At 66.0% G+C, this 10,976-nt stretch carries 11 protein-coding genes; 8 read left to right on the top strand and 3 right to left on the bottom strand.

The features are described from left to right. From AC1D1S_RS15290 to AC1D1S_RS15280, 3 genes are all read right to left on the bottom strand, one after another. Positions 1 to 995: dTDP-4-dehydrorhamnose 3,5-epimerase family protein (locus AC1D1S_RS15290; protein WP_476994837.1), on the bottom strand; the 995-nt coding region annotated here is incomplete at its 3' end. Between the two features lie 3 nt (positions 996 to 998). Further along, positions 999 to 1,997, bottom strand: a complete 999-nt coding sequence (rfbB, locus tag AC1D1S_RS15285; protein WP_243181211.1) for a dTDP-glucose 4,6-dehydratase — start codon at positions 1,995 to 1,997, stop codon at positions 999 to 1,001. A gap of 31 nt (positions 1,998 to 2,028) precedes the next feature. Next, positions 2,029 to 2,784 carry a glycosyltransferase family 2 protein gene (locus AC1D1S_RS15280; RefSeq protein ID WP_243181210.1) on the bottom strand — a complete coding sequence of 252 codons (756 nt, stop codon included), beginning with the start codon at positions 2,782 to 2,784 and terminating at the stop codon, positions 2,029 to 2,031. A 95-nt stretch (positions 2,785 to 2,879) separates the two neighbouring features. Between AC1D1S_RS15280 and AC1D1S_RS15275 the strand changes: the two genes are divergently transcribed. The 8 genes from AC1D1S_RS15275 to AC1D1S_RS15240 all read left to right on the top strand — a co-directional run bounded on the left by AC1D1S_RS15275 (position 2,880) and on the right by AC1D1S_RS15240 (position 10,973). Further along, positions 2,880 to 4,121 (top strand): polysaccharide biosynthesis protein, encoded by a 1,242-nt coding sequence (locus AC1D1S_RS15275; RefSeq protein ID WP_476994836.1) that lies wholly within the window; start codon positions 2,880 to 2,882, stop codon positions 4,119 to 4,121. 10 nt (positions 4,122 to 4,131) lie between these two features. Next, positions 4,132 to 5,091 (top strand): glycosyltransferase, encoded by a 960-nt coding sequence (locus AC1D1S_RS15270; RefSeq protein ID WP_476994835.1) that lies wholly within the window; start codon positions 4,132 to 4,134, stop codon positions 5,089 to 5,091. Beyond that, positions 5,078 to 5,830 (top strand): glycosyltransferase family 2 protein, encoded by a 753-nt coding sequence (locus AC1D1S_RS15265; RefSeq protein WP_476994834.1) that lies wholly within the window; start codon positions 5,078 to 5,080, stop codon positions 5,828 to 5,830. The genes AC1D1S_RS15270 and AC1D1S_RS15265 overlap by 14 nt, the downstream gene beginning before the upstream one ends. Then, positions 5,830 to 6,204 carry a DUF2304 domain-containing protein gene (locus AC1D1S_RS15260; RefSeq protein WP_043435190.1) on the top strand — a complete coding sequence of 125 codons (375 nt, stop codon included), beginning with the start codon at positions 5,830 to 5,832 and terminating at the stop codon, positions 6,202 to 6,204. The genes AC1D1S_RS15265 and AC1D1S_RS15260 overlap by 1 nt, the downstream gene beginning before the upstream one ends. 9 nt (positions 6,205 to 6,213) lie before the next feature. Continuing rightward, positions 6,214 to 7,101, top strand: a complete 888-nt coding sequence (locus tag AC1D1S_RS15255) for a glycosyltransferase (RefSeq protein ID WP_223916130.1) — start codon at positions 6,214 to 6,216, stop codon at positions 7,099 to 7,101. After that, on the top strand, positions 7,098 to 8,033 hold the full coding sequence (locus tag AC1D1S_RS15250; RefSeq protein ID WP_476994833.1) for a glycosyltransferase: 936 nt from the start codon (positions 7,098 to 7,100) through the stop codon (positions 8,031 to 8,033). Before AC1D1S_RS15255 ends, AC1D1S_RS15250 begins: the two co-directional genes overlap by 4 nt. Positions 8,034 to 8,108: 75 nt before the next feature. Next, a complete protein-coding gene (rfbA, locus tag AC1D1S_RS15245; protein ID WP_243181206.1) occupies positions 8,109 to 8,972 on the top strand; it encodes a glucose-1-phosphate thymidylyltransferase RfbA in 864 nt (287 codons plus the stop codon). Positions 8,973 to 8,984: 12 nt separating this feature from the next. Beyond that, positions 8,985 to 10,973: a DUF6541 family protein gene (locus AC1D1S_RS15240; RefSeq protein WP_476994832.1), complete on the top strand. Its 1,989-nt coding sequence runs from the start codon at positions 8,985 to 8,987 to the stop codon at positions 10,971 to 10,973. Positions 10,974 to 10,976 lie beyond the last annotated feature (3 nt).

Below are 10,976 nucleotides of genomic sequence, written 5' to 3'. Positions count from 1 at the left end.
ATGTAGTGCCGGGGCACCACACTGACGACGGCGTCGCCCGCGGCTTTGGTCTGGCCGTAGACGCCCAGCGGCGCCACCGGCTCCGATTCGTCGTGCGTGGCGCGCGTGCCGTCGAAGACATAGTCCGAGGACACGTGCACCAGGGTGAGGTCGTGTTCGACGGCGGTGCGGGCCAGCCGCGCCACGGCCGTGACGTTGGCTGCCCAGGCGGCCGCGCGGCCCTCGGCCGACTCGGCGGCGTCCACTGCGGTGTAGGCCGCGGCATTGATGATCGTGGAGTAGTTCTTCCAGTTCCGTCCGGCGAAGGCGTCCTCGCTGCCGAGGTCAAACTCGTCCCGGCCGGCAAACTCAACGGACGGGTCGCCGTCGTACTGCCGGCGCAGCGCCTTGCCGAGCTGGCCGTTGGCGCCGACCACGAGGACCTTCTTCGGCGGCATCGGCGTGACGTCCGCCAGGCGCGGGTGTGCCTTGTCCTTGTCCGAGAGCTCGGCCTGGCCCAGCGGCACCGGCCAGCTGATGGCCGCGGTCTCGTCGGCGAGGTTCAGGAACGTGTACTGGCCCTGGGCATCGGCGGACCAGTGGTCGTTGACGAGGTACGTGTAGGCGGTGTTGTCCTCCAGCGTCTGGAAGGCGTTCCCCACCCCGCGGGGAATGAAGATGGCCTGGCTGGGGTCCATCTCGGCGGTGAACACGGCGCCGAAGGTCGGGCCTTCGCGCAGGTCCACCCAGGCGCCGAAAATCCTGCCGGTGGCCACGGAGATGAACTTGTCCCACGGCTCGGCATGGATGCCGCGGGTGGTGCCGGCGGATTCGTTGAACGAGATGTTGTTCTGCACCGGACGGAAGTCGGGCAGGCCAAGCGCCACCATCTTTTCCCGCTGCCAGTTCTCCTTGAACCAGCCCCTGTTGTCACCGTGGACCGGAAGGTCGTAGAGGACGACGCCGGGGATCGGGGTTTCGTGCGCTGTGAGCTTCTTCGAGAACTCGATCGACATAATCTACTGGCCTTGTTCCTTGTACTTCGCTTCCGTGGCGGCCTTCTGGGGCCGCCACCAGTCCTCGTTGTTCCGGTACCAGGCGATGGTGTCTTCGATGCCGGCCTCGAAGTTGGAGAACTGCGGCTTCCAGCCGAGTTCCTCGCGCAGCTTGGAGGAGTCGATGGCGTACCGCATGTCATGGCCGGGCCGGTCCACCACGTGCTCGTACGCGTCCGGCGCCTGGCCCATGTGCTTGAGGATCAGTTCGACGACGTCCTTGTTGTTCTTCTCGCCGTCGGCGCCGATCAGGTAGGTCTCCCCGATCCGGCCCCCGGCGATGATCGCCAGGACAGCGGACGAGTGGTCGTTGGCGTGGATCCAGTCACGGACGTTCTCGCCCTTGCCGTACAGCTTGGGACGGATGCCGTCGATCACGTTGGTGATCTGGCGCGGGATGAACTTCTCCACATGCTGGTACGGACCGTAGTTGTTGGAGCAGTTGCTGATGGTTGCCTGCAGGCCGAAGGACCGCACCCAGGCGCGGACCAGCAGATCCGAGCCCGCTTTGGTGGAGGAATACGGGCTGGAGGGGTTGTAGGGCGTGCTCTCGGTGAACCGCTCCGGGTCATCGAGTTCGAGATCGCCGTAGACCTCGTCGGTGGAGATGTGATGGAAGCGCTTGTTGTGCTTCCGCGCGGCCTCGATCAGGGTGTAGGTCCCGATGATGTTGGTGTCCAGGAACGGGCGCGGATCGTGCAGCGAGTTGTCGTTGTGGGATTCCGCGGCGTAGTGCACCACGACGTCGGACCCGGCAACCAGGCGCTCCACCACGGCGGCGTCGCAGATGTCGCCCTGCACCAGCGTGAACCGGTCTGCAGGCAGGCCCGCCAGCGACTCCACATTGCCCGCGTAGGTGAGCTTGTCGAGGACCGTGACGTGGTGGTCGGTGTTCTCCAGTACGTAGTGGACGAAATTGGAGCCGATGAAGCCGGCGCCGCCGGTGACGAGGAGTTTCTGCATGAGGCCAGCTTACCGAAAGGCCGTTGCCTGCTCAGACCCGCCGGCGGGTCCTCCGGAGGGCTTCGACCATGAGCCGGACCAGCATCACGCGGGCCGCGACGATCTTCGGCAGCGACCGCAGGCCGGCCGGCGTCTGGTTCGATTCGTGGATCCGGCGGTAAATGGTCGACTCGTCAAGGTGGGTTATCGATCCGGCGACATTGCCGCAGATGGCCAGCCAGAGATCGTGTGATTCCCGGACGTAAGCAGGAATCGGGGTGAAGCAGCGGGCAGCCTCCCGGCGGAAGGCCATGCCGCAGCCGTAGTACGCCCGGTACCCGATCAGGATGGCGAACAAGTTTGCCACGTGCCGCCGCGAGTCCGCGGACTTCAGCCGCGGAATCCAGGGCCGGTTTCCGCCGCCCAGCATGTCGAAATTGCTGGCGACCACCATAGAACCGGACAAGGCAGCGAGCATCAGCTCCAGCCGGCCCGGAATCCAGACATCGTCCTGGTCGGACAGGAACACGTACTCCCCCCGGCTCAGCCGGATCGCTTCCTCGAAGCTGCGCACGTACCCCCGGTTGACAGGGGAGCGGACGAGCCGGATCCGCGGATCCTCGATCCCCTCCACGATCGCGGCAGTCTCGTCGGGGGACGCATCATCGACCACGACGAGCTCGTCGTCGGGACCCAACTCGGCGAGGATGGACGCTATCTGCTCCCGGACAAAGGCCGCACCCTTGTAGGTGGCCATGCACACGCTGGCCCTGATCTTCGGCACGCCGGGGCCATTCTCGTCGTTCATGCGAACCACTCTAGGCGACTCCCGGGCCAGGGGCCGGTGCGGGGCAATCGCGTATCATCGTTAGGTCAAGCCCCCCAGCACGAGGACCGTACCGCATGAGACCCGTTCTGTTCAGGCTTGCAGGCTTCACTCTGTTGCCGCTGCTGGCGCTGGTCCTGCCGTTCCTGCTCCTCCCGGTCGTTTCGCGGGTGGTGGGGGCCGCCGGCTGGTCCAGCATCACCTCCGGCCAAGCCATTGGCATCTTTGCGTCGACCATCATTCTCTGGAACTGGAACATCTCCGGCCCGGTCGAGATTGCCCGCGCCGGCGCCCTCCCGTTGCGGGCAGCACTTTATTCCAGCAGCGTCCGTTCTCGGATCCTGCTCGCGGTCGTCGTCCTCCCCGTCATGAGCGTGATCGTGGCGCTCGTGGCCCGCGAAGGTTTCCGCCTCGACGCCATCACCATGGCCTGGGCAACTGCGCTGACCAGTTTCTCGCCCGCGTGGTACGGCATCGGCACCGGTCAGCCCCGGATCCTGGCCGTCTACGACACCCTGCCCCGCTTCTTCGCGGCGGTCATCAGCGCTCCCGTCATCCTTCTCACCGGACAGGTCTGGACGTATGGCGTTTTGTCTGCGCTTGCAACCCTGATGGCGCTGGCGGCATTTCACAAGAGATTCGGCGAGGCGGGCACCTGGTTCCCGAAGAGGCCCGGAACCGTCTTCCGCGAGATGATCATCCCCCATGCCGGTACCGCAGGCATCAACCTCACAGGCAGCGCCTACGCGTCAACTCCCGTCCCGATCGCCACTGCCACTGTTCCGTCCGCTGCGGCTACCGCCAGTCTCGCCTCCGCGGACGCCATCTATAGGCTGGGACTCTTCAGCGTTGTTGCTCTCGGCAACACCTTTCAGGGCTGGACGCTTGAGCGCGAAGCTGCGGACCCGCGAAGGCGTCACATCGTCGCCGTTTCGGCGCACGCGGTCCTCGGACTTGCGGGCGCACTGTTCTTGGGCTTCTTCGGCCCTTGGGTCTCAGGCGTGATGTTCGGCGAAGCCGTACGCGCGGATACCCTCACATGCGCCTTCTACGGCCTGTCCTTCTTCTTCCTTTCCGCATCAACACCACTCATCAGGAATATCCTGATTCCCGCTCAACGCCAGAATTCAGTCCTAATGTGGACGGGAATCTCGGCCGTCGTCGGCGTGCTCCTCATGATTGTTGCCGGCATCTCGGCGAATGTTCCCGCCGTGGCTCTTGGAATGGCGGTGAGCGAAGCGATCCTGTTCCTTGGACTGCTTGTCCCCGCCGTGCGGACGCTGCCCGCCACGGTCCACCCGTCAATGGTCAAAAGGTAGGATCGACAGCGTGACTGAAAGACGCCAGCGCCGGATTGCCGCAGTAATCGCAGCGTTCAACCCCGACGACGACCTGCTCTCCAACGCCGCCGCCATCCGCGATCAGGTGGATGAACTGGTCGTTGTGGACGATTGCAGCTCTTCTCCTGATTCCCCCTCCATCTTCGCCCAGTTGCGGCAGCAAGGTGTCAGAGTCTTAGAGATGCCCGGAAATTCTGGCATCGCTGCCGCGCTCAATCGCGGCGTCGAGGAACTTGACGCTACAACGTCGCCGGAATTCTTCCTCACCTTCGACCAAGACTCGCTGCCCGTAGCCGGCTACGTCGATTGCGCCCTCGCCAGCTACGAGCAGGCCACTGCCGCAGGCCGCCGGGTTGGATTCGTTTCCGCGGAATCGTTCAGTGGGCACAGTGTTCCGTCACTCGGGACGGCGGACGGGCTGATCGAGGCATTCGACCCGATGCAATCTGGCTTTTTCATCCCTAGTTCCACTTTTGCGGCAATCGGGAAGTTCGAGGCTGGTTTCTTCATCGACTGCGTGGATTCTGAATTCACCGCCCGCGCCCGAGCGGCCGGGTACAGTGTGCTGATTGGTGCTGGCTGCGCGGTCGAACACCGACTCGGGGCCCGCCTTCCGGCCAGGGTGCTCGGTCGGACACTGAGATTCCGGGGCAGGAACCTGTCATTCAACTACTACTCCCCGTTYAGGATGTACTACATCGTGCGCAACGGGACTACCCTTATCAAGCGGTACTGGCACCGGAACCCGTCGTGGCTCCTCCGTCGCTTTGTCGAGGAAACCAAGGCGCAGATCCTGCGGTTCGCGTTCAGCCCGAACCGCCGCAACTTAGTGATCGCCGCATGGCACGGATTCGTTGACTCCAGCCGAGGACGGGACGGCCGGATCAATAGTGAACTCCTCAATCGCCTCCGGGCCGTTGATATATTGGATAACTATGAAAATTCTTGACTCGACCCGTGTGCTGGTCATCATGCCGGCGTGGAACGAAGCCGAGTCCGTGGGAAATACCGTCCGGGAAGTGCTGAGCGTCGGCCGGCCCTACGATGTCCTGGTGGTTAATGATGGCTCTGCGGATGCCACCGCCGCGGTCGCGAAAGACGCTGGCGCCACCGTCCTGACGCTGCCGTTCAACCTGGGGGTCGGCGGTGCCATGAGGGCAGGCTTCAAGTACGCCCAGCGCCTCGGTTACCAGCGCGTGATCCAGGTGGACGCCGACGGACAGCACGATCCCCGCAATATCCACGAGGTCCTGGCCGGCCTGGAGCACGCGGATATCTCCATCGGTGCCCGCTTTGCCGACCGCGGCGACTATTCGGTCAGCGGCCCGCGCAAGTGGGCCATGCAGCTCCTCGCCAAGGTCATCTCAGCACTGGCCAAGACCCGGCTCACGGACGTGACCAGCGGCTTCCGGGCCGCGAACGGGCGCGCCATCAACCAGTACCTGGACCACTACCCTGCGGAGTATCTGGGTGACACCATCGACTCCCTGGTGGTGGCGATCCGCTCCGGCTGCCGGGTGACCCAGGTCCCGGTCGAAATGCGCCCGCGCCAAGGCGGGACTCCCAGCCACAACCCCGTCAAGTCCGCCGTCTACCTGGGCCGGTCCGTCTTCGCCCTCATGTTCGCGCTGACCCGTAAGCGGTCCACCATTTCCGACCCCGCGCTGGCCCCCAAAGGAGCCGTCTAATGGGCAACTGGCCCGCCTTTTTCCTTGCCCTGGCGATCGTCGGCGTCGTCTTCGAGATGCTCCGCCGAAAGAAGCTTCGCGAGAAATACGCAGCACTCTGGCTCTTCGTGGGCATCGGCACGCTGGTTCTGGCCGCGTTTCCGAGCCTGCTGACGATCGTGGCCGAACGCGTCGGCGTCCAGCTGCCGTCCAATCTGCTGTTCATCATCAGCATCCTGCTGCTGCTCGGTGTCTGCCTGCACTTGTCCTGGGAGCTGTCCGTGGTCGAGGACGAGACCCGCACCCTCGCGGAGGAAGTGGCCATCCTCCGGACCATGGTCGAGGACATGTCCTCCCGGGACGGCGACGCTCCGGCGACGCCGACGACGAAGTAGGAGGCCCCGGTGGCACTGGACATCTTTATCCCCTATTGGGGCGACGTTAACTACATGAAACTGGCCGTCGACAGCGTCCTGGCCCAGACCAGCCCGGACTGGCGCCTGACGGTGGTTGACGACGCCTACCCGGGCGACGACGTCAGACGCTACGTCGAGGCCGCGGACGATCCCCGGATCACGTATATCCGCAAGGATAAGAACGAGGGCATCACCGAGAACTTCAGGACCTGCGTCTCGCTGGCCAGCCAGGACGTCCTGGTGGTCATGGGATGCGACGACCTTCTGCTGCCGAACTTCGTGGACGTCGTGCTGCGCGCCCACGCCGAATTCCCCGACGCCTGGATTATCCAGCCCGGCGTCCAGATCATCGACGAGGACGGCAAACCCTCCGTTCCCCTGGTGGACATCGTCAAGCAGCGGCTGGTTAAACCGCGCGGCACCGGGTCCCGGCTCGTGGGCGGCGAGCGGCTGGCGGTCAGCCTCCTGCACGGCGACTGGCTCTACTGGCCCTCCCTGGCCTTCCGCCGCGACCGGATCCGGGACTACGACTTCCGTGACGGTTTCCCCGTCATCCAGGATCTCGCCCTCGTCATGGACATGGTGCTTGGCGGGGCCGAGCTGCTGATCGTCCCGGATATCTGCTTCGAATACCGCCGGCACACTCACAGCGCGTCGTCCGCGAAACTCGTCGACGGGTCCCGGTTCGTCGGTGAACGCGACTTCTTCGACCTGGCCGCGGCGCTGTGCACGGCGAAGGGCTGGCGCAAGGCGGCCCGGGCCGCCCGGCTGCGGCTCACGTCCCGGGCGCACGCACTCCTGATCCTCGCCGGCACGCTCCGGCAAAGTGCCTCCGGAACGCTCGGCATCCTCCTGCGGCATTCCTTCGGAAAGTGAGCGAACCCCACGTGACCGGCGAATCCCCCGTCCCTGCCACGGGCGCCACCGGCGTCACCGGCGTCGTCACCGCGTTCCGGCCGACGGCTGCGCTGATCGGCAACGTCGAATCGCTGCGGGAGCAGGTGGACGCCGTCGTGGTGGTTGACGACGGCGGCGGCCCCGGCTTCGAGCCGATCTTCGCCGCGCTGGCCGCGGCCGGCGCAGAAGTGGTGCGCCTCCCGGAGAACGCCGGTATCGGCGCCGCCCTGAACGCCGGCATCCGCACGGCACGCCGGCACGGCAACCCGGAATACGTCCTGACCGTGGACCAGGACTCCCTGCTGCCCGCCGGTTATGTGCAGGCGCTGCGCCGTGCCGCCGCGGACGCGCGGGCCGCCGGCGTCGAACCCGGCCTCATCTCCCCGTCCAGGATCCACGGAAACCCGGTGCTGCGCACCGGGACCCGGAACGGCGTCGCCCTGGGCCGGGAGCCGATCCAGTCGGGCCTCCTGATCCCGGCCGGCACGCTGGACGTCCTTGGCGGGTTCTGGGAAGAGCTCTTCATCGACCTGGTCGACACCGAGTACTATTACCGCGCACTCGCCGCGGGCCTGCCCACCGTCCTCGCGGCGGCGGAGTTCGACCACTCCCTGGGAACGATGGTGGAGGCCAAGGTGTTTGGCCGGCCAGTCCCGGCGGGCGGCCGCCCGCTGCAGGTTCGCACCGCCGCGACCTGGCGCTACTACTACATCTTCAGGAACCGCCTCGTCACGGGCCGCCGGTACGCGGTCCGGTATCCCGCCTGGGTGGCTGGCGGGGTATGGGGCGATCTGCGGCACCTGCTGATCGTGACCCTGCTGGCGCCCGGCCGCACCGCCCGGCTCGGCTCGGCGCTCCGCGGCACCGCCGACGGCCTCCTCGGCCGGACCGGGCGCCGGCACTCGGCCTGACACCACCGGGCACGCGGGCCAGCGGGCCGTCCACGGGTTTGGCCGAGTGCAGACCGGTAGGAGAGGATGTATACCATGCGCGGAATAATTCTTGCCGGTGGGACCGGCTCTCGTCTCCATCCCATCACCCACGGCATCAGCAAGCAGCTCGTCCCGGTATACGACAAGCCGATGATCTACTACCCGCTGTCGACGCTGATCCTGGCCGGCATCCGGGACATCCTGATCATCACCACCCCGCATGACGCCGAGCAGTTCAAGCGCCTCCTCGGCGACGGTTCGCAGTTCGGCGTCAACCTCAGCTACGTCCAGCAGGCCTCCCCCGACGGCCTGGCGCAGGCCTTCATCCTCGGCGAGGAGCACATCGGCAACGAGACCGTTGCCCTGGTGCTGGGTGACAACATCTTCTACGGCCAGGGGATGGGCACCCAGCTGCGCAAGCATGAAAACATCGACGGCGGTGCCGTCTTCGGCTACTGGGTCAAGAACCCCAAAGCCTACGGTGTCGTGGAGTTCGACGACGCCGGCCAGGCAGTCTCGCTGGAGGAAAAGCCGGAGCGGCCCAAGTCCCACTACGCCGTGCCCGGCCTGTACTTCTACGACAACGACGTCGTCGGGATCGCCAAGGACCTGAAGCCCTCGCCCCGCGGCGAACTGGAAATCACCGACGTCAACCGGACCTACCTCGAAAGGGGCAAGCTCCGCGTCGAAATCCTGCCCCGCGGCACGGCCTGGCTGGACACCGGAACCTTCGATGACCTCAACGACGCGTCGAACTTCATCCGGACGGTCGAGAACCGGCAGGGCCTGAAGATCGGCGCCCCAGAGGAGATCGCCTGGCGCCAGGGCTTCCTGAGCGACGATGAACTCCGCCAGCGCGCCGAGCCGCTGGTCAAGAGCGGGTACGGCGCGTACCTCCTCGAACTCCTGGAGCCGTAACCCTTCATGTGGATGTCCGTCGTACCGCAGGTCCTGATCGCCTGCGCTGTCCTGGTCCTGCCCGGGCTGATCATCTCCGTTGCACTGCGATTCAGGGGCTTCAGCGCCCTGGCGCTTGCCCCCGCGTTGAGCGTGGGTGTTGTGGTCATAACCTCCACGTTGGCCCCGTTCCTGAACGTGAGGTTCGGGCTGCTCCCTGTGGCCGTGGTAGCGGTGGCTCTGTCGCTGCTCGGTTTGTGGGCGTCGCGTTTCCGTCCCTCCGGACCGGCCGCAACCGGCCCGAATCCGTTGCGGGTGCCGGACGTCCGCGGCGACCTCGCGGCGCTGGCCGGAGCCGTCATCGCCGGCGGGCTCCTCGCCGTGCACACCGTCCATCTCATCGGCAGCCCGCAGGCCATTTCCCAGACTTATGACGCCGTCTTCCACCTGAATTCGGTCAGGTTTGCCCTCGATACCGGCCAGGCGTCGTCGTTGACCCTGGGTGCGATGACCGGCGGCGGCGCCTACCCGGCCGGCTGGAACGCTGTAGCCACCCTCGTCGCCATGGCAACGGGCGCGAGCGTCCCGCTCGCCGTCAATATCACCAGCATTGTCCTTGCGGCCGTGTTCTGGCCGTTGGGATGCCTCCTGTTGGCGCGGTCCGTGGTGGGGGGACGCCCGGCCGCGCTGGTCGCCGCAGGCATTGCGGCGGCGTCGCTGGGTGCCTTCCCGCTGCTCATGATGGACTTTGGGGTCCTGTATCCCAACCTGCTGGCCATTAGCGTGTTGCCCTCCAGCGTCGCCCTGGCAGCGGCGTGTGCCGGGTTGACGCCCGGACTTGTCCGCCGCGATCTCGCCTCGATACTTGCCTTGGTGCTGGCGCTCACCGGCCTGATTGTCGCCCATCCCACGACGTTCATGGCCTGGCTGACGTGGACGCTGCCCATGGTGGTGACGCTGGTGCGGCGCACTGTGGCTGCCCTCCGGCGGAAGCAGGCCCGCGCCCGCTCGTACGTCTTGAGGCTGGTGTTGCCGGTCGCCGGGTACGCCGTCGCGTTCGACCTGCTGTGGACCAATCTGCGCCCGCCCTTGGAGGCTTCCTTCTGGGGCCCGTACCAGAGCATTCCAAAGGCCATTGGCGAAGCCGTCACCATCTCCCCCAGCGGCCTGGCACTGGCCTGGCTCGTGGCCCCGCTCGTATTCCTCGGCCTCTGGGCCTGCTTCCAGGACCGCGGGCAGCGCATATGGATAGCCGCAGTCTTCGGATTGTTCACCTACCTGTTCGTTGTGGTCTCCGGTTTCACGAGGTCAGAAACCCGGGACTTTCTCACCGGCGTCTGGTACAACGACAGCAACCGGATTGCCGCCTTGCTGCCGCTGGTTGCGGTTCTGCTGGTCGCCGTCGGCGTTGACTGGGCAGGACGCCGCATCCTGGCGATGCGCGGCCGGTCCAAAGCCCTAGGGGTGGCTTTTGACGGCTCGCCGCGGTGGGGGCGGGCCGGAACCGCGGCCTACCGGACCGTTGCCGTCGCCGTAATCCTGCTCGCCGCGACGGCGCTGGGACAGCAAGGCGGCCTGGAGTTGGAAGTCGAACAGGGTTCGAGGAACTACAGGCTCGCCGCCGACTCTCCGCTGGTCTCCACCGATGAACTCCAGCTCATGAAGCGCCTGCCCCAGACTGTTCCCGAAAATGCCCTGCTGATCGACAACCCCTACACCGGTGCGGCGCTTTCCTACGCCCTGGGCGAGCGCAAGTCCGCCCAGCTGCATGTCATGAGCTCCGTTTCCCCGGATGTTCAGCGGATTTACGATTCGCTTGGAAGCGTGAAGACGGACGCCAGCGTCTGCCAGGCGGTGCGCGCGGCGAATGCCTACTACATCCTGGACTTCGGTCCGGTCGAAGTCCACGGCGGAAACCACACCCCCGCCGGCCTGCGCAACCTWGCAGCGAACCCGGGCGTGCAGCTCATCGACAGCCAGGGCGAGGCCAAGCTCTACAAGGTCACGGCTTGCGGGAACTGAACC

The sequence above is a fragment of the Arthrobacter sp. P1_A5 genome (assembly GCF_056406825.1).
This window is presented reverse-complemented; position numbering and strand designations above follow the sequence as displayed.

What these genes read in the sequence shown, in the direction of transcription:
- rfbB (WP_243181211.1), bottom strand. Translation starts at nt 1,997, where the DNA reads ATGCAGAAACTCCTCGTCACCGGCGGCGCCGGCTTCATCGGCTCCAAT.
- AC1D1S_RS15280 (WP_243181210.1), bottom strand. Translation starts at nt 2,784, where the DNA reads ATGAACGACGAGAATGGCCCCGGCGTGCCGAAGATCAGGGCCAGCGTG.
- AC1D1S_RS15275 (WP_476994836.1), top strand. Translation starts at nt 2,880, where the DNA reads ATGAGACCCGTTCTGTTCAGGCTTGCAGGCTTCACTCTGTTGCCGCTG.
- AC1D1S_RS15265 (WP_476994834.1), top strand. Translation starts at nt 5,078, where the DNA reads ATGAAAATTCTTGACTCGACCCGTGTGCTGGTCATCATGCCGGCGTGG.
- AC1D1S_RS15260 (WP_043435190.1), top strand. Translation starts at nt 5,830, where the DNA reads ATGGGCAACTGGCCCGCCTTTTTCCTTGCCCTGGCGATCGTCGGCGTC.
- rfbA (WP_243181206.1), top strand. Translation starts at nt 8,109, where the DNA reads ATGCGCGGAATAATTCTTGCCGGTGGGACCGGCTCTCGTCTCCATCCC.